General features: G+C 39.2%; 17 protein-coding genes. 16 read left to right on the forward strand and 1 reads right to left on the reverse strand.

Annotated features, from left to right (window positions below; translation table 11 throughout):
• Window positions 1-125: 125 nt before the first annotated feature.
• From ESZ26_RS06775 to ESZ26_RS06845, 15 genes are all read left to right on the forward strand, one after another.
• Window positions 126-593, forward strand: a complete 468-nt coding sequence (locus ESZ26_RS06775; RefSeq protein WP_146798985.1) for a MerR family transcriptional regulator — start codon at window positions 126-128, stop codon at window positions 591-593.
• Window positions 580-3210, forward strand: coding sequence for a heavy metal translocating P-type ATPase (locus ESZ26_RS06780; RefSeq protein WP_146798986.1), 2631 nt, complete (start codon window positions 580-582; stop codon window positions 3208-3210). The genes ESZ26_RS06775 and ESZ26_RS06780 overlap by 14 nt, the downstream gene beginning before the upstream one ends.
• A gap of 15 nt (window positions 3211-3225) precedes the next feature.
• Window positions 3226-3591 carry a cupredoxin domain-containing protein gene (locus ESZ26_RS06785; RefSeq protein WP_146798987.1) on the forward strand — a complete coding sequence of 122 codons (366 nt, stop codon included), beginning with the start codon at window positions 3226-3228 and terminating at the stop codon, window positions 3589-3591.
• Window positions 3592-3616: 25 nt separating this feature from the next.
• Entirely contained in the window at window positions 3617-3988 is a 372-nt protein-coding gene (locus ESZ26_RS06790) for a cation transporter (RefSeq protein WP_146798988.1), read from the forward strand.
• Window positions 3989-4340: 352 nt separating this feature from the next.
• Complete coding sequence (locus tag ESZ26_RS06795; protein ID WP_146798989.1) at window positions 4341-5132, forward strand: DUF3450 domain-containing protein; 792 nt, start codon at window positions 4341-4343, stop codon at window positions 5130-5132.
• A 10-nt stretch (window positions 5133-5142) separates the two neighbouring features.
• On the forward strand, window positions 5143-6537 hold the full coding sequence (locus ESZ26_RS06800; protein ID WP_146798990.1) for a MotA/TolQ/ExbB proton channel family protein: 1395 nt from the start codon (window positions 5143-5145) through the stop codon (window positions 6535-6537).
• A 3-nt stretch (window positions 6538-6540) separates the two neighbouring features.
• A complete protein-coding gene (locus tag ESZ26_RS06805; protein WP_146798991.1) occupies window positions 6541-7071 on the forward strand; it encodes a MotA/TolQ/ExbB proton channel family protein in 531 nt (176 codons plus the stop codon).
• 27 nt (window positions 7072-7098) lie between these two features.
• Window positions 7099-7512: an ExbD/TolR family protein gene (locus tag ESZ26_RS06810; RefSeq protein WP_070376341.1), complete on the forward strand. Its 414-nt coding sequence runs from the start codon at window positions 7099-7101 to the stop codon at window positions 7510-7512.
• Between the two features lie 3 nt (window positions 7513-7515).
• The gene (locus tag ESZ26_RS06815; RefSeq protein ID WP_223271576.1) at window positions 7516-8145 is read left to right on the forward strand and encodes an energy transducer TonB; all 630 of its coding nucleotides are present in this window, start codon (window positions 7516-7518) and stop codon (window positions 8143-8145) included.
• A gap of 10 nt (window positions 8146-8155) precedes the next feature.
• Window positions 8156-9493 carry a tetratricopeptide repeat protein gene (locus tag ESZ26_RS06820; protein WP_146798992.1) on the forward strand — a complete coding sequence of 446 codons (1338 nt, stop codon included), beginning with the start codon at window positions 8156-8158 and terminating at the stop codon, window positions 9491-9493.
• 233 nt (window positions 9494-9726) lie between these two features.
• On the forward strand, window positions 9727-11262 hold the full coding sequence (locus ESZ26_RS06825) for a Re/Si-specific NAD(P)(+) transhydrogenase subunit alpha (protein WP_146798993.1): 1536 nt from the start codon (window positions 9727-9729) through the stop codon (window positions 11260-11262).
• Window positions 11263-11273: 11 nt separating this feature from the next.
• Window positions 11274-12677: a Re/Si-specific NAD(P)(+) transhydrogenase subunit beta gene (gene pntB, locus ESZ26_RS06830; protein WP_146798994.1), complete on the forward strand. Its 1404-nt coding sequence runs from the start codon at window positions 11274-11276 to the stop codon at window positions 12675-12677.
• Between the two features lie 150 nt (window positions 12678-12827).
• Window positions 12828-14231, forward strand: coding sequence for an alanine/glycine:cation symporter family protein (locus ESZ26_RS06835; protein WP_211361206.1), 1404 nt, complete (start codon window positions 12828-12830; stop codon window positions 14229-14231).
• 78 nt (window positions 14232-14309) lie between these two features.
• On the forward strand, window positions 14310-15629 hold the full coding sequence (locus ESZ26_RS06840) for a DEAD/DEAH box helicase (RefSeq protein ID WP_146798995.1): 1320 nt from the start codon (window positions 14310-14312) through the stop codon (window positions 15627-15629).
• A gap of 20 nt (window positions 15630-15649) precedes the next feature.
• Window positions 15650-16303, forward strand: a complete 654-nt coding sequence (locus ESZ26_RS06845; protein ID WP_146798996.1) for a hypothetical protein — start codon at window positions 15650-15652, stop codon at window positions 16301-16303.
• Window positions 16304-16318: 15 nt separating this feature from the next.
• Here ESZ26_RS06845 and ESZ26_RS06850 read toward each other — a convergent pair whose 3' ends face one another.
• Window positions 16319-17209: a GGDEF domain-containing protein gene (locus tag ESZ26_RS06850; protein WP_146798997.1), complete on the reverse strand. Its 891-nt coding sequence runs from the start codon at window positions 17207-17209 to the stop codon at window positions 16319-16321.
• A gap of 248 nt (window positions 17210-17457) precedes the next feature.
• Here ESZ26_RS06850 and ESZ26_RS06855 point away from each other — a divergent pair, with 248 nt between their 5' ends.
• Window positions 17458-19425: a monovalent cation:proton antiporter family protein gene (locus tag ESZ26_RS06855; RefSeq protein ID WP_146798998.1), complete on the forward strand. Its 1968-nt coding sequence runs from the start codon at window positions 17458-17460 to the stop codon at window positions 19423-19425.
• Window positions 19426-19501: the final 76 nt, after the last annotated feature.

Genomic DNA, 19501 nt, shown 5'->3' on the forward strand with positions numbered 1-19501 from the left:
CCGATTTTTATCAAAAAAATAAATCTACAAATGGTTACTTGACCTGTGTCTTAGACACAGGCTTAAGCTAGTTATAGGTTATTAAATGAACATTTATTTACATGTTTTGAAAAAGGATCCTTGTGATGAGAGTAACTGAATTAGCGAACGCTATGGACACAACGCCAGATACGGTGAGGTATTACACCAGAATTGGACTGATTGTGCCTATTAAAAGCCCTAATAATGGTTATAAGACTTATGGTGAAAAAGTTCAGCAAAGACTTAAATTTATTCTGAGTGCTAGACAATTAGATTTTTCAGTAGAAGAGATCAGGGATATTTTATCTGAATCAGATAAGGGAAGTACGGCTTGCCCTTTGGTTAGAAAAATTGTCGAGCATCGTCTTGCTGAAACGGAAAAGCAGTTTCAAGTAACATTGCTATTAAGAGAAAAATTAAAAAGCGCCATTGATGATTGGCAGAGTAAGCCAAATAAAGCCCCCACAGGACACATGGTTTGTCACCTTATTGACTCATTTACAACGACTCAATGGGCAAAAGAAAGAAGATTGAGCAGTGATGCTAATGGAGAAAATTATGAAAGTAAATGAATGTGAATTAATACTTGAAATTAGTGGTATGGGTTGTAAAAGTTGCGTCAGTAAAATAGAAAAAGCGTTTAATGCTCTTAGTATTGTAGAAAAATCTTGCGTTGATTTTGAACTAAAAAAATTAACGTTAATAGGTAATATTGAAAAGCAACAAGCAATTAGTTTAATTGAAGAATTAGGCTACCATGCACAAACTTTTAATAGAGCCAATACTGAAATCTCTATTGCCGAAAAAAGCACGACATCGTTAAAAAAATCAAGTAATTGTTGCTGTAGTAGTGCTTCAAAAGCGGATGAGATAATAATAGCAAAGATATCAGAACCAGAAGGTCAAAAGCTAGCACAAGCATCACCATTAAATCAAAAAAATGAACAGCAAAAAAGTAAAACAACTGAACTAATCATTGAAGGGGCAACTTGTGCTAGTTGCGTTGGTAAAATTGAAACGGCTTTGAGCGAAATTAATGGCGTAAATAGCGCAGAAATGAATTTCGCCTTAAGAACAGTATCTATCAGTGGAGATGTTGAATCTTATGTTCTTATTAAAGCAATTGAAACCATAGGTTACAAGGCTAGAAGTGCAAGTGATATTAGCGATGATGAATTACTGGATGAAAAAGAAGTTGCCGATAAAAAATACTACACCAGCTTAATGAGACAGATGTGGGTTGCTCTTGGTTTGGGTGTTCCATTGATGATCTATAGCCTTTTTGGTGGTCCTATGACTGTTGAAACATCGCTAGAGCGAGGTGTATGGCTATTTATAGGAATATTATGCGTAGCCATTATGTATTTTGCAGGTAAACATTTTTACATAGGCGCTTGGAAATCATTTGCAAATCATACCGCGAATATGGATACCTTAATTGCGTTAGGCACTGGCACTGCTTGGATCTATTCAATGATAGTGGTGTTCTTTCCACTAGCATTGCCTGAAATGGCACGTCATGTTTATTTTGAAGCAACTGCAATGATTATAGGGTTAATCAATCTAGGATTAGCGCTCGAAGTTAAAGCGCGAGGTAGAATAAGTGAAGCAATAAAACGCTTAATTGGTTTACAGGCTAAAACTGCACGGGTTGTGCGTGATCAGCAAGAAATAGATATAGCAATTGATCAGGTCTTACTGAATGACATAGTACGGGTAAGACCCGGAGAAAAAATCCCTGTTGATGGTGTCGTAATCCAAGGACACACATCAATAGATGAATCGATGTTAACGGGCGAACCAATGCCTGTTGAGAAAGTTGAAAATGATGAGATCGTTGCGGGTACACTAAATAAATCAGGTTCAATCCTATTTAAAGCAACGAAAGTCGGTAAAGATACAGCATTAGCTCAAATTATTAATATGGTTAAAAGAGCACAAAACTCTAAGCCACCAATAGGTCGTTTAGCCGACATTATATCAGCGTATTTTGTTCCTGTTGTGATGATTATCTCAATTGTTAGTGCGTTAGTGTGGCTTAACTTCGGTCCATCACCCGCTTTAGCTTATGCCGTTGTTTCTGCAACAACCGTATTAATTATCGCCTGTCCTTGTGCTCTTGGTTTGGCTACACCGATGTCGGTCATGGTTGGCGTCGGTAAAGCGGCCGAAGCGGGAGTCTTAATACGTAATGGTGAAGCATTGCAAACAGCTTCAAAAATAACCGCAATGATCTTAGATAAGACAGGCACAATTACCGAAGGCGCTCCTACAGTAACCGATATTATTATTGCGGATAAAAGCTATACAAAAAAGTATATTTTAATGGTTGCTGCCAGTATAGAAAGTGGCTCTGAACATCCTCTAGCACAAGCGATCGTTGACTCTGCAATTGAACAAAAAATTGTTCCTGAAACGATTAGTGACTTTCAAGCGATTGCAGGGCATGGCGTAGAAGCACAATTTAATGACCATAAATTACTGTTTGGTAATCAAAAGTTGATGTTGAAAAATGGTGTAGTGTTATTTGACTTTGTTGCTAAAGCACAAAAACTTGCCAATGAAGCCAAAACGCCTATGTACTTAGCCATTGATAACAAACTCGCGGCAATTATTGCGGTATCCGATCCGATTAAAAAAGACTCTGTTGAAGCCATTAAAAGGCTCCAAGCTAATGGTATCCGTGTAGTTATGTTGACTGGGGACAATAGAGCAACTGCAAATGCAGTTGCCAAAAAAGTCGGCATTACAGAAGTCTTTGCTGAAGTATTACCTGAAGAAAAATCAAATAAAGTTGCTGAGCTTCAAGCTCAAGGTGAAATTGTAGGCATGACAGGGGACGGTATTAATGATGCCCCAGCATTGGCGTTAGCCAATGTTGGATTTGCTATTGGTACAGGAACCGATGTCGCCATCGAAAGTGCTGATATCACCTTGATGAGAGGCTCATTACATGGGCTTGCTGATGCAATAGCAGTAAGTAAAGCAACACTTCGCAATATCAAACAAAATCTTTTTGGTGCATTTATTTACAACGTCGCAGGCGTTCCTTTTGCTGCGGGGATTTTATACCCATTTTTTGGGTTATTGCTGAGTCCAGTTATTGCGGGTGCTGCAATGGCCTTTTCATCTTTAACGGTGGTCAGCAATGCCAACCGTTTACGTTTTTTCAAACCACAAGAGCACTAATTAAAGGAGATCAGTATGTTAATAATTAATTTAATTGGTTTAGGCTTAATTGCATTAATCGTTTGGTGGTTTTGGTTGTACAAACCGCAATCAACTCAAGTGAGTGATGAACATAATATAAGTGAAATAACCGTAGTGATTGAAGATGGTATCTATCAACCTGCAAATATTTCCTTGCTTGAAAATAAAACACTGAATATTAAATTTATTCGTAAAGATGAGAGTCCTTGTGCGGCAACTGTTCTATTCCCAGATTTAGAAATTAGTGCAGACTTACCACTAAACAAAGAGTTTTCAGTGCAATTACCTGCAATGAAAAAAGGAGAGTATGCCTTTCATTGTCAAATGAAAATGTATAACGGATCGGTTGTTGTTAAATAAAATAATATCATTATAGGAGGTCATTATGTCTGATTTAGATCATAGAGTTGGCGTTAGAGAAAATAACTTAGTCGTTAGAAATCTCAAACTGTCCAATGTAACAGAGAAAAATATTAGTGCATTAATTGAAGAGATAGATCAAATGTTTGGCTTAGACGAAGTGTCATTTAACCCAAAGGACGGGTCTATTCATTTAGCTTACGATGCAGTTAATTTAAACCTTGACGGTATTGAAGAAGTCATCAGAAAACATGAGATAGACATTCATGATGATTGGTGGACCCATACGAAGGAAAGTTATTACAAATTTTGTGATCAAAACACAAAAGACAATTTTACCCATGAACCTTGGAGCTGCCATAAAACACCTCCGAACTCGATAAAAAGAAGACGTTAAATACAACCAATATACCTCAAAAAAGAATTTATTGTGTTAACTCAAATATCTAAAAAAATTGTACTTATAGTTTTTGCAATAGCTTAAAGCAGTCATTAACTCAAGCATCATCTGCAATGATAAAATTCTTATTTATTGATGCAATTTTAATTTCTATGACTTCTTCACAATTCCCCAGATAAATTATCAATCTTAATTTTCACCGTAAGAAAAACGTCACAACCTCGTCATTTAATAAATCGGCAATATTACTGAAACTTAATCGTCACATTTAGCCATTAATATTATCGACATTAATTTTAGGGGTAATCAAATAAGATCTGATTAGCTCAAACAAAGGCAAAAGGTTTTTATGACTCTTTCGAAAATTGCACAAGCTTGTTTATTACTGAGCTTAAGCACAACTAGCTTAATTAGCGATGCAACACCCACACGAGCAGATAATGATAAACAGCTCAGCCAAGTCGTTGATGCAGGGCAAGAAATAAACAAATCGGCCAGTCAGTCTCAACAGCGTGTTAATGTCATTAACGCGCAAATACAAACGAAGTCACAACAGTTTAAAACCATTAACAAGGAGATTGACGGCTTAACGGTTTATAACCAGCAAATGAAAACCCAAGTGGCGAACCAATTGAAAGAGCTTGACCAAATCGCAGTGTCAATGGAACAAGTGAGCATTATAGAACGACAAGTTTCACCATTAATGGCGCGTATGATTGAAACCTTAGCAAACTTTATTACCTTGGATGTGCAATTTTTAACAACTGAGCGTAATAAACGTATTGTTGATTTACACAGTATGATGGAACGCGCTGATGTTGCTATTTCTGAAAAGTTTCGCCGAGTACTCGCCGCTTATCAAATTGAAGTGGATTATGGGCGAACAATAGAGGCGTATTCGGGCTTAATTGATATTGACGGTAGTGAGCAAAATGTTGATTTCCTCAGAATTGGCCGCGTAAGTCTAGTCTATCAAACACGTGACGGTCAAAAGTTAGGTTTGTGGGATAACGCTTCTAGATCATGGCAACCTCTTTCAGCACAATATCGTTTAGATATTAATAAAGGCTTACGCATTGCTCGTAAACAACTTGCCCCCGATTTAATTATTGTCCCCGTAACGCAAAACTCAGCAGAATAAGGAATAACCCATGAAAAAATTACCTCTATTAATATCTGCAATAACCTTGTCAGCTGTTTCAGTATTCAGTGGCAATGCCATCGCGCAACAAGCAACAAGTTTAGATGACTTACTATCACAATTAGCGCAAGGAAAAATTGCACAAAGTAAGCAAAACCTAGACAGAGAAGCAGAATTTAATACAAAAAAAAGCCAACAAATTCAATTGTTAAACCAAGCAAGACAGCAAAGAGATCAAGCGATTAACTTAAGTGCCCAGCTTGAAAAAAACTTTCAAGATAACGATGTAACCTTAGGTAATAATACCGATGCGCTCAATAAACGCATGGGTGAATTAAAAGAATTGTTTGGTGTATTACAACAAGTCGCTGGCGATACGCGCAGTAAATTTCAAACGTCTGTTATTTCTGCACAAATTCCTGGTCGAGGTCAGTTTCTTGATGAATTTGCGCAAAGTATGGGCTCCTCATCAAAATTAGCCTCTATTGAAGAAATCGAACGTTTGTGGTTTGAATTACAACGTGAAATGACGCAAAGCGGAAAAGTACATAAGTTTAGCAGAGAAATCGTGTTAGCGAACGGTGAAAAAAGCCAAGCAGATGTGGTGCGTGTTGGCGGGTTTAATCTAGTTTCACAAGGGAAGTACCTTGAATATATTGATGAAACAGGCTCTGTCGCACAATTAATGAGGCAACCATCGAATCGTTACTTATCAAGTGCTGATGCACTCACTTCAAGTACGGATCAAGTCGTTCCTTTTGCTTTAGACCCAACAGGTGGTTCAATCTTAGGTTTATTAGTACAAGCACCTGACTTACAAGAACGCGTTGAACAAGGTGGTGCAGTTGGTTATGTTATTTTAGCAATTGGTCTCATTGGTTTACTGATTGCGATTGAACGGTTTATCACACTTTTCTTCATTGGCAGTAAAGTTAATCGTCAATTAAAGAGCGAACAAGCATCAAATGACAATCCACTGGGTCGGGTTATGCTAGTTCAAGATAAAAACCCCCTTGATAACGTTGAAACCTTAGAATTAAAGCTCTCTGAAAGTATTTTAAAAGAAGTACCGGTATTAACCACTCGACTCACTTTTATCAAAATCATTTCAGTAGTTGCGCCTTTAATTGGTTTGTTAGGCACAGTGACAGGGATGATCAATACCTTTCAAGCGATTACCTTATTTGGTACAGGTGACCCTAAATTAATGGCAGGTGGTATTTCTCAAGCGCTGGTAACAACGGTACTGGGCTTAGTGGTTGCTATTCCCATGGTCTTTATTTCAACACTTCTTAATACCCGAAGCCGCGGTATTATTAATATTTTACAACAACAAAGCGCAGGGATTTTAGCCGAACGTTCAGAAAACTCTGAAAAACCGCTGACATCAAAGCAAGGAGCATAAACCATGATCCTCTTCATCGAAATGATGAATCGTATCCAAGAATTTTTGGATACGGGGGGGCTAGTGTTAAGCGTTATCGCCGCGGTTATTTGTTTTATGTGGTTACTTATTTTTGAACGATTGTTTTTTTACTTGCACAGTTATAAAACGGTGAAAGAAAACATCATTAAAAGTTGGTTTAACCGCTCAGAAAGACATTCATGGAATGCCCAGCACATAAGAATTGCTTATATTTCAAGAGCCAGCGAAATGCTTAAAACTAACGTTACCTTAATTCAATGTTTAGTTGTCTTGTGTCCACTGCTTGGTTTGATGGGCACGGTAACCGGTATGATTGAAGTGTTTGATGTTATGGCAATTTCGGGCAGCGGTAATGCCCGCTCAATGGCTTCAGGTGTTTCGCGCGCGACTATTCCCACAATGGCAGGCATGGTTGGCTCATTGTCTGGTGTATTTATGGTGACATGGTTACAACGTAAAACGAAACGTAGAACTGAGCAAATGGAAGACAGTCTTCCGATGGCTCACCAATAATTAGTAGTTTAATTAAGGAGCAGCGCTATGCGTTCTCAATTATCAAATATTTTACAAGAACAAGAAGAAGCCGAAGAAATTAACATGACGCCCATGCTGGACGTAGTCTTTATTTTATTGATATTTTTCATTGTTACCGCCTCGTTTGTTAAAGAAGCGGGTATTGAAGTAAATCGACCAGAAGCGGCTACTGCCGTTAAAAAGGAACGTGCCAATATCTTAGTGGCAATTAGTGATAAAGGTGATATTTGGATCAATAAGCGTCGTATTGATATTCGAGCCGTACAAGCCAATATTGAGCGCTTAAAGGCAGAAAATCCACAGGGTACAGTTGTTATTCAAGCCGATAAAGCATCGACAACCGATACCTTAATTAAAGTGATGGACGCTGCTCGTTCAGCGGGTGTCTTTGATGTTTCAATTGCAGCTCAAGAGGGATAAGCCATGGCAACTGTGATGAACACTCCGGCCCGTTACAGCATAGGTTTATTGCTTGCTGTGGTGATGACTTTTTTTCTTTTATCGGGGATGCAAGCGCTTATTTCTGGTGGTAATAATGCCTTAACTGAAGCGCCTCGCGGTAATGTGCTCGATTTTATTAGGTTGAAAAAAGAGCAGCAGCTAACAAAAAAAGAACGTAAACCGCAAAAACCACCAGCGCCTAAAGCACCACCACCGCAAATGCAGCAACCACAAATGCAGCAAGCTAATCCCAATGCATTAATGTCTGCTAGCGGCTTTGGCGCGGATATTGAAACCGATTTAAGTTTAGCCGGGGGCTTGAGTTTAAGTGGCGGTGATGGCGACTATTTGCCGATAGTGAAAGTGTCGCCTATTTATCCTCGCCGTGCTCAATCTCGTGGCATTGAAGGGTATGTTATTGTTGAATTTATTGTCACTAAAAATGGCTCAGTGCGCGACGCAATTGTTGTTGAGGCTAAACCTGAAGGTATTTTTGATCAAGCGGCAATGGCGGCGGCATTAAAATTTAAGTACAAACCACGCGTAGTTGATGGTGTCGCTATGGAAGTTGCTGGTGTGCAGAATAAAATTTCTTTCCAAATAGAAGGTTAAGGAGTCGGTGATGACTAAAATAACAACATTAAAAAGAAAAGCGCTATCGTGTTTTGCAATCGCGTTGCTTTTTAACGCTCCCGTAATACTCAATCAAAATATTGGCGGCAATATTGCGTATGCGCAATCATCAGCAAAGTCCGGTAAAAAAATAACCTCAGTGAAAGTACCTGCGATGCGCAACCGTGTTTACACACAACTAGCAAGGGCACAAAAACTCGCTGATGAAGGTAACGGATTAGAAGGTTTTGATGTACTTGATGAAGTACAAGACCGTATTGAAAGTTTAAATAGCTACGAACGTGCCATGCTATGGAATTTTTATGGTTTTATGTATTATGGCAATGACGATGTTGCTTCTGCTATTGACAGCTTCGAACAAGTCATTAAAGAAAAAGCTATCCCTGAAACTTTAAGACTATCAACCCTATATTCATTAGCGCAACTATCTATGCAAATGCAAAACTTTCCACAATCTTTAAAGTTTTTAGCCTTGTGGCAAGCAACTAACGACAAAGTAATTACCGATACTCAAAAAGTATTATTTGCGCAAGTTCATTATCAGAATAAAGATTATCAACAGTCTCTTAACTATGTTTCACAGGCTATTGAACAAAGCATCGCGGCCAATGAAGTCCCTAAAGAAAGTTGGTTAGTCTTGCAACGTGCTAACTACTTTGAATTAAAGCGACCGATTGAAGTAACTGGTGTGATAGAAAACCTGGTTCGTTATTACAATAAACCTAAATATTGGTTACAGCTTTCAGCGATGTATGGTGAAACCGGCCAGGAAGATAAGCAGCTTGCGGTAATGGAAAGTGCCTGGCAAGCCGGTTATGTTACTCAGTCAACTGACATTGTCACGCTAGTTCAGCTTTATCGCTTTCATAACGTGCCGATTAAAGCGGCAAACTTACTCGCTGAAGCAATAGACAGTGGTCAAGTTATTGCCCAAGAAAAATATTTAGAGATGCTGGCTAATGCATACATAGCTGCAAAAGACGATGAAAAATCAATTCCAGTATTAATTAAAGCAGCAGAAATTTCTGAAACAGGTAAATTTGATGCTGCTTTAGCACAAACTTATTTAAACTTAGAAAAATGGCAACTTGCTATTAACTCAGCCAATGAAGCGCTGAGCCGTGGTGGCTTAGATTCAGAGGTTAGTCTGGGGCATATGCATTTAGCCAAAGGCATGGCGGAATTTAATTTACAAAATTTTGACCAGTCTTTATCTGCCTTTAAGCAAGCGAAAAAAATTAAAAGTTCAGCTAAAACAGCAAAGCAATGGTTCTTGTACGTTGAAAAAGAGCAAAGGGCCAAGCAAAATTTGGCGATGTTAAATTAGTTACTCCATGGTTTCGCTACATTCTTCTCAACTAATTTCCCCCTCACGGATAAAAAGTTAGCTTGGGGGGAGCTGGCTATATTTATTATGAAAATAGCCGTTATTCTTTTTAGGTGTATGAAATTCATTCAATTGATGGTAAAACATTAACTATAAAACCGATAAGAAAAATAATATGTTACAGCTTTATCTTAATTTACGTTGAAGTTGTGATCTTTTAAAAAAGGTGGCTTATGAATATTGGAATACCTAAGGAAACATTAACAGGGGAAAACCGAGTAGCAGCATCGCCAAGCTCGGTAGTTGCTCTACTCAAGCTTGGCTTTAGTGTCCAAGTACAAAAAGGAGCTGGCACAAAAGCCAGTTTTACCGATGAAGAGTTTGCCGACGCAGAAGCTTCATTAGTCACTAAAAAAATATGCTGGCAGTCAGATATTATTTTTAAAGTCAATGCACCTTCACTTGATGAAGTGGCGCAAATGAAAGATGGCGCACATTTAGTCAGCTTTATCGCGCCGGCGCAAAGTCCTGAGTTACTCGAAGCACTACGCGCAAAATCAATTACGACCTTTGCCATGGAAATGGTGCCACGTATGACTCGCTCTCAGTCAATGGATGCATTAAGTTCAATGGCGAATATTGCTGGTTATCGCGCAGTTATTGAAGCAACTCATCTTTTTGGACGTTTCTTAACAGGACAAATAACTGCGGCGGGTAAAATGCCTCCTGCGAAAGTGATGATAATAGGTGCGGGTGTTGCAGGTCTTGCTGCTATTGGTACCGCTGGAAGTTTAGGCGCCGTGGTTCGCGCTTTTGATACGCGTCCCGAAGTAAAAGAACAAATTGAAAGTATGGGCGCAGAGTTTCTTGAGCTTGACTACGAAGAACCCGAAGATACTGGCTCCGGCGACGGTTACGCAAAAGAAATGAGTAAAGCATTTATTGATGCTGAAATGGCACTCTTTGCAGAGCAAGCCAAAGATGTTGATATTATTATTACCACTGCGATGATCCCAGGCAAACCAGCGCCTAAGTTAATTACCGAAGCCATGGTTCATTCAATGAAGCCTGGTTCAATTATTGTTGATTTAGCGGCAGCGGGCGGTGGTAATTGTGCCTTAACCGTTCCGGGTAAAGTGACTAATGTTGATGGTGTTAAAATTATTGGTTACACAGATTTAGTTTCTCGTTTACCCAATCAAGCATCGCAGCTCTATTCGAATAATTTGGTTAATTTAACTAAACTAGTGTGTCCAAATAAAGACGGCACCATTACGGTTGACTTTGAAGATCAAGTGGTTCGAAACATGACCGTCGTTAATCATGATGAAATTACCTTCCCGCCACCACCGATTCAAGTGAGTGCGGCACCCGCTAAGCCTGCTCAGGTAAAAATTAAAGCAGCAGTAGAGAAAAAAGAGCCCGCATCACAAACTAAAAAACATCTGTTTATGGCTATAGGCGCGGCATTGTTTGCTTGGGTGGCCAGTGTTGCTCCTGCAGATTTTCTCTCTCATTTTACTGTTTTTGTGCTTGCCTGTGTTATTGGTTACAACGTGGTGTGGAATGTCAGTCATTCGCTGCATACACCTTTAATGAGTGTTACTAATGCCATTTCGGGCATTATTATTGTTGGCGCTTTGTTACAAATAGGGCAAGACAATGTATTAATACAAATACTTGCGGGGATTGCGGTGCTCATTGCCACAATCAATATTGTTGGTGGCTTTGTAGTGACCAAGCGTATGTTAAAAATGTTTAGAAGATAAGGGGCGCATTGATGGAATTTTCTCAAGGGTTAATTAGCGCAGCTTATATTGTTGCCGCATTATTATTTATTTTCAGTCTTTCAGGGTTAAGTAAGCAAGAAACGGCAGAAACAGGTAATTGGTATGGCATCACGGGTATGGCAGTTGCTTTAATAGCAACGATTGCCGACCCACGGGTTGAAAATTATTTAGTGATACTTATTGCCATGTCAGTCGGCGCTTTTATTGGTTTACATTTAGCCAAAAAAGTTGAAATGACACAGATGCCAGAGTTGGTTGCTATTTTACATAGTTTTGTTGGCTTAGCTGCGGTACTCGTTGGCTTTAACAGTTATTTTGAAATGGACCATTCATTACTATTGAATTTGACTGATACTCAACAGATGGCGACCAATATTCATTTAGTTGAAGTCTTTTTAGGAGTATTTATTGGCGCGGTGACTTTTACGGGTTCAATTGTCGCTTTTGCTAAGTTACGTGGTGTTATCAGTTCTTCGGCTTTAATGTTACCGCATCGTCATAAGTTAAACTTAGTGGCAGGTATTATTACATTTGTTTTACTTGTTAGCTTTGTGCAAAGTGGTGGCGATGTTAACGCCCTGTACTTTATGACCTTTATTGCGCTTGTTTTTGGTTGGCATTTAGTCGCCTCTATTGGCGGAGCAGATATGCCCGTGGTGGTCTCTATGCTCAATTCTTATTCGGGGTGGGCAGCAGCAGCGGCTGGTTTTATGCTTAACAATGACTTATTAATTGTAACCGGCGCTTTGGTTGGTTCATCAGGAGCGATATTGTCATACATTATGTGTAAGGCGATGAATCGTTCCTTTATAAGTGTTATTGCTGGTGGTTTTGGTACTGACGTTGTTATTGACAATGATACCGATTATGGCGATCACGTTGAAGTGAATGTCGACGCGGTTGCTGATCTGTTATCAGCGGCTAAATCAGTGATTATTACGCCAGGTTATGGCATGGCTGTCGCTCAAGCACAGTACCCTGTTTATGAATTGACTCGAGTATTAAAAGAGAAGGGTATCGATGTCCGATTTGCTATACATCCTGTTGCAGGGCGTTTACCTGGTCATATGAATGTTTTATTAGCCGAAGCAAAAGTGCCATACGATATCGTCCTTAGCATGGATGAAATTAATGAAGACTTCCCTAAAACCGATGTGGTTTTAGTGATTGGCGCCAACGATACGGTTAACCCAGCGGCAGCGGAAGACCCAACGAGTCCTATTGCCGGTATGCCAGTGTTAGAAGTGTGGAATGCCAAACAAGTTATTGTTTTTAAACGCTCAATGAGCACAGGATATGCGGGCGTACAAAATCCACTATTCTTTAAAGATAATACCCAAATGTTATTTGGCGATGCTAAAGACTCGGTAGATAAAATACTAAAAGCGTTGTAAGTTAAGTTTATCAAATGAAAAAACCAGTGACTTGTCACTGGTTTTTTTGCTTAGTACTATTTTATTTCTTAACACTAATAGGGTCTAACACTGGTAGTACTTTGTTTGTTATGATAATTAGTAATAATATTAAAAGGTGAGAGAGATATTTTGATAGAACAATGGATAGGTACAATTAATGGTTATTTATGGGGCAGTGTCCTTATCTATTTACTCACTGGTTGCGGCATTTGGTTTACTTGGCGATTAAAGTGCCTGCAAATAACCCATTTTACTCACATGTTTACTTTACTTAAATTAAGTCGAAAAACAGACAGCCAGGGCATCTCTTCTTTTCAAGCTTTATGTACTTCGCTCGCTGCTCGTGTTGGCACCGGGAATTTAATGGGGGTTGCGGTCGCTATTACCTTAGGTGGTGCTGGTGCTGTTTTTTGGATGTGGCTTATTGCCCTAGTGGGTATGGCAACGGCGTTTGCTGAAAGTGCATTAGGTCAGCTTTATAAAGAAAAAGACGCCAATGGAAATTTTCGTGGTGGTCCTGCTTATTACATGAGCAAAGGTCTAAAAAGCAAAAAACTTGCGGTGACTTTTTCGCTGTGTTTGTTTTTTGGTTATGGCTTTGTTTTTAGCTCTGTTCAAGCCCATTCAATTACCAGTGCCTTTGATGGCTCGTTTGGTATTAATCCGTTATTTACCGGTATTGTTATTACTATCGCGACCGCTTTTATTGTTTTTGGTGGTTTGAAAAACATTGCGCGTTTTGCTGAAATAACGGTACCTTTTATGGGGCTTGCTTATTTATTGGTTTGTCTGTCAGTGATATTTTTAAATATTGAAAAAATTCCTGCCATTATTAGTGATATATTTGCTTCTGCTTTTGGTTTAAAAGAAGCCGGCAGTGGTTTAGTCGGTGCAGCAATTGTGCAAGGGATAAAACGTGGTCTCTATTCCAATGAAGCTGGAATGGGCAGTTCTCCCAATGCCGCGGCTGCCGCTGTGCCATATCCTCCACATCCTGTTTCACAGGGTTATATACAAATGCTAGCTGTGTTTTTTGATACCATTATTATTTGTTCTTGTACCGCCTTTCTTATTTTATTGTTTAAAGAAACGGGCAGCGATGCTCAGGGGATCCAGTTAACCCAGCAAGCGTTATCTTATCAAGTGGGTGCATGGGGTAGCGACTTTATTACTATTGCCATTTTGCTGTTTGGCTTTACCTCAATTGTTGCCAATTTTGCTTATGCTGAAAATAATTTGAAATATTTAAATATGGATAATCGTCTTGGTCATTGGTTTCTACGTTGTGGTTTTTTAACGATGTTGATCTTTGGCTCTGTAGCAAGTTTGCCGCAAGTCATTGCTTTAGCAGATTTATCAACAGGACTGATGACAGTTGTCAATGTTACGGCTTTATTATTATTGTCTAAAGTAGTCGTTAGCATTACCCAAGATTATCATCAGCAACATAAGCAAGGAAAATTGCCAAGCTATAAGCCAAGTGAAAGCGAGCATAATCGTTTTAATTTAACGAAAGGGATCTGGCAAAAATAGTCTGATGAATAATGTTTAAACTATGCTAGAATGCGCGCCTTAATTTTGGGTTTCGTTTTTTTTGATAAGTGGTGATATATGAGTGTTGATGCAATAGGGTTGTCGGCTGAACTATTAAAGGCAGTTAAAGCCTGTGGTTATAAAACGTTGACGCCTGTTCAGCAGCAAGCTATACCGCTTATTCGGTCTGGGGTTGATCTACTGGCTAGTGCGCAAACAGGTACCGGTAAAACAGCCGCTTTTAGTTTACCTATACTAGAGGCTTTAGCTAAAATCCCGAGTGATAATAATTCATCAAAAACCATTCGCGCACTTATTTTAACGCCAACGCGTGAGCTTACTCAGCAAGTCGCTCGTAATATCGAAAGTTATAGTGAGTTTTTACCACTGAGCTGTGGCGCTGTTTATGGGGGTGTAAATATGCCACCACAAACTAAAATGTTAAAGCAAGGTGTTGATGTACTTGTTGCTACTCCAGGGCGTTTACTTGAACATTTAGTGGCGAGAAATGTTGATTTATCACAAGTTAAATTTCTTGTTTTAGATGAAGCCGACCGTATGTTAGATATGGGCTTTTTAAATGACATTCAGCAATTAATCAGTGTTATAAAGCAAAAGCATCAAACATTGATGTTTTCAGCAACATTTTCAAATAAAGTGAAAACGTTGGCTAAACAAGTGTTACATACGCCAAAAACCTTAGAAGTTTCACGTCAAAATTCAACATCAGGCAAGGTTAAACAGTCGGTTTATTGGGTATCAGAAACGCGTAAATGTGAATTGTTATCAGAATTGATTGGTATTAATAATTGGCAGCAAGTACTTGTTTTTGCAGGTACCAAAGAAAGTGCAAATATACTCGCCAAAGAACTTAAGCTCGATGGAATTAAGTCGGCGTTGTGTCATGGTGATAAAACCCAAGGCGCAAGAAATAAAGCCCTTGAACAATTTACGCAAGGCAAAGTACGTGTGCTTGTTGCTACCGATGTGGCAGCGCGAGGATTAGATATTCCTGATTTACCTTACGTTGTTAACTTTCACTTGCCTTATCTTGCCGAAGATTATGTGCACCGTATTGGCCGTACAGGCCGTGCAGGAAAGTCAGGTACGGCAATTTCATTAGTTAGCCCTAAAGATGAACAGTTTTTAGAAAATATTGAAGCATTAATTGGTCGAACTTTTGAACGAACAATTGTCCCTGGATATGAACTAGAACGCGCTTTACCCGCACAATATGCTGAAAAAGAAGATAAACCTTTAAAGAAAAGCCGTTACAAAGCGACACAAGAGAAAAATCAATTGATTGCCCGTAAAAAAGCGGACAGTACGCCAGCGGCTAAACGACGTGCAAAAGTGGCAAAAAAAGCCAAACCAGCACCTACCGGTAAACGTAGATAATTTATTGTTGAACAGTACTTATGGCACACACTTTAATTGATATACCTTTCGAACAACGCCATCAGTGCTGGTTTTGTGGCGAGCCATCTGAATTAACATTTGGCTTTCCGCATCAATATTTTCTGGTTTTTGATTGCTCTCATCCACCATTATCTGTGCCCAGTTGCCGTGAATGTACTGCTTTTGCGAGAAAAGCAAAGCAACATTCTATTTGGGCCGTTGCCAATAATGTTAAGCATTTTCTCGCCCAAACCTATCAAAAAGATTTAGCGATTGGTATCAACTGGACAAAAGAAGAGCTTGCCAATAGTGAATTTGAAAGCGGAAATTTTGTTGGCTTTCAAAAAAGTGCTTGGATGATGTATGAGATTGCAAAACAACGCTTGAATTATCAAGGGTGGGTATTGTCACTTGAAGGTGTTGAACTCGATGTTGATTACATTGGCACTGAGTTTACTTTTGATGGGGTAACTTACCCAAGTGTCGATCTTGCTATTGAGCACTTTATTGAAACCTATGATTTGTCTGCTGAAAACTTTAAAAAAGCACTAGCAATTGTCGGCATTGACAAATTTGGTAAAGCGGTAAGATTTTGCCGCTTGCTTATCGGCAGAACGCCGGAACAACAAAAGCTGGCGCTTCGCTACTTTGCAGAAGACGAAAAGTTAGGCTAAGTGAGTTTATAAGCGCTAAACCAAACTGAGTTTACGGTCTTTAAATATTTTTCTTTGATAGAGCGACTTGTCGGCGCGTTTAAAGAAGCTTGTTTGTGTATCCATCCTATTCATAAAAGTATGCCCTAAGCTACAACTCACCTGATATTTTGATAATAAAGCATCACGTGTCATCGCGCTATATATCCGCTGTTCGATGACTATTAACGACTCAAACGTCGCATTTTCTACGATAATTGAAAACTCATCGCCACCAAAACGAAATAAACTATCAGAATCACGGACGCTTTCTTTAAGTGCTTGAGAAAATTGTATTAATACTTCGTCACCAATATTGTGACCATAACTGTCGTTAATTAGTTTAAACTTATCGAGATCGCAGACAATTAGGCCGACTTTACTGCTTTGGCGGTTTGCATTATGCATGGCTCTTTTTAGTTGTTCATCAAAACAACGGCGATTATTTAAGGAGGTTAGGCCATCTTGCATCGCTAACTGCAATGCCTGTTGATATTGCAGGGCATTGTTTAACGGATGAATTAAATACTGATGTAATTCGTTAAGTATTTTATAATTTGTCAGGCTGATCGGCGAATTAATGGCATAAGTTAAGATACCAACAAACTTCTGATTTAATTTTAATTCAAAGAGTCGTTCATTTTTTCCTTGCCTACTGCCCCTTATCGAAGCGCTAATATCACCTTTTTTGAAGTATAAACCTGAAAAGTCGACATACTTAGCGGCTTCCATAGCAAAAATATTGAGTAAACGATCAAGCTCCAGCGACGTTTGGAGTTGTTCCATTAACGCTAGTTTTCTATTAGATTTTTCATGGTCAGGGCTATCGTACACTTTAAAAGCGTTAAATTGAAAAGCCTGATTATCTACTAAATTTAATGTCTGCATATCATCACCTAATTATTTTATCAGATATGATTAAGCAATTTTTATACCTAGTTTTATTTTATATTGTTTTTTTTATAATGTTGATATTAAAAGAATTTATATTAAGAAAATCTTTGTTGATTTTTTGACAAATCATTACTGGCAAAGCGTTGCCGCTGTCAAACTATCGATAATTGCTTTAAACTCAGTAGAGAACATTATACTTTTATAAATTTTTACCGATGCGAATTATAAAATAAGGATTTTTTGTGGCAGGTCATTTTGAACTCTTAGCTATTCTATCAAGTGCCGTACTTATTGTTTGGTTATTTCGCCGTTTACACTTACCGGCAATTTTAGCCTACTTAGTGGCGGGTATGCTGGTTGGCGATCATGGCTTATCTTTGGTCCAAGACCAAGTTGACTATGATCACTTTGCTGAGTTAGGTATCGTCTTCTTACTTTTTACCTTAGGCCTGGAGTTTTCATTACCTAAATTAATCGCCATGCGCCATCTGGTCTTAGCGGTTGGTAGTCTACAAGTCGGTATATCGTTAGCTTTCTTTATGGGCATAGCTTTATTATTTGGTCAGACATTGGCGAGCTCTTTGATTATTGGCGGCATTATAGCACTTTCATCAACGGCTATTGTAATTCGGCAATTGAGTGAAACGGGCGCAATGAAAAGAAAGTCTGGGCAGCTCTCTGTTGCTATCTTACTTTTTCAGGATGTTGCCGTTGTTCCCCTATTAATTATTATCCCTATGTTCGCCCAAGAATCTGATAGCTCAATGGTTGTTGAGCTATTGATTGCTTTAGTCAAAGGTGTTTTTGTCGTTACCTTATTAATGTTTGCCGGTAAATGGCTGCTGCCGCGTCTATTTAATTTAGTGGCACAAGTCAGAACCGATGAATTATTTGTTTTGACAACCTTATTAGTCACCTTAGTCGCTTCATCACTGACACAATGGTTTGGTCTATCAATGGCTTTAGGGGCTTTTCTCGCTGGTATGATGCTAGGTGAAAGCCAGTATAAATATCAACTTGAAGCCGATATTCGGCCTTATCGAGATATCTTGCTAGGTTTATTTTTTGTAACGGTTGGTATGAAACTCGACATTGGCATCGTTTATTCTTCACCATTGGTTATTATCGGCGTTATGGTCAGCTTTATGGTGGTTAAAATACTAGTTATCGCCTTCTTAGCAAAACGCGCTGGAGAAGCGGCTAAAGATGCTTGGGCCGCAGGTATTATGTTGGCTCAGATGGGGGAATTTGGTTTTGTGCTTATCGCTTTAGCCAATCAGGTTAAATTGTTACCCGTTGAAACTGCTTCTATCTTGTTAGGCGCAGGTGTCTTGAGTATGGCGATAACACCTTATATGATCAATAATGCTCGTCGTTGGTCGTTGCTGTTGAGTAATGATAAACCTATAGACACTGACCACTTAGCTGAACTACCTGAGCAAACAGAATTAAGTGACCATGTCATTATTTGTGGTTTTGGTCGCATTGGCCAAACCGTGAGCCGTTTTTTAAAGCAAGAGTCGATTAAATTTGTTGCTATTGATATCGACCCACTCAGAGCAACAAAAGCCCGTGAAGCAGGAGAGAATGTGCTCTTTGGTTCATCAAGACAAACTGAATTGTTACAAGCCGCTCATTTGTCGCAGGCTAAGCTTGTTGTTATTGCTTTTGGTGAAGACAAGCAGTCACTTGAGGTCATTCAAAAGGTCAGATCATTATCGCCTGATGTTCCTATTCTTGTGCGCACTCGAAATGATGATCAACTCAAAGCATTGCAAGAAGCAGGCGCTAATCAAGTGGTGCCAGAAAGCTTAGAGGGGAGTTTAATGCTGGTATCACAAGTGTTATCGTTAACAGGTGTGCCTTTTTCTCGTATCATCCGCCGGGTACAAAAGGAGCGTAAAGACCATTACAGCCATTTACATGGATTTTTTCAAGGTGAACATACCGACATGAGCCCTGATGCTATGGATCGCATTGAATTCGCTAATGGGATTATACTGACGGAGAATTCTTTTGCTAATGGTCACTCAATAGCATCACTGAGTTTATCGGCAAAACGGGTTACGGTTGTTGCCCTTCGCCGTAACAACATTGAAACAGAACAACCCGATGAAAGCACTATTCTTCAAGCTCAAGATACCCTGATTGTACGTGGTAAGCCTAGACGAGTAGAACGAGCAGAACGCTTTGTTCAAGAGGGGGTTTAACGTTTCCCTGATTGCACGCAGTGTTGTTAGGTCGAGATGAATAGAACGAGTGTTTAATCCAAGAGAGTGTGTTTAA

The sequence above is a fragment of the Colwellia hornerae genome, assembly GCF_007954355.1.
GTDB classification, from domain to species: domain Bacteria; phylum Pseudomonadota; class Gammaproteobacteria; order Enterobacterales; family Alteromonadaceae; genus Colwellia_A; species Colwellia_A hornerae.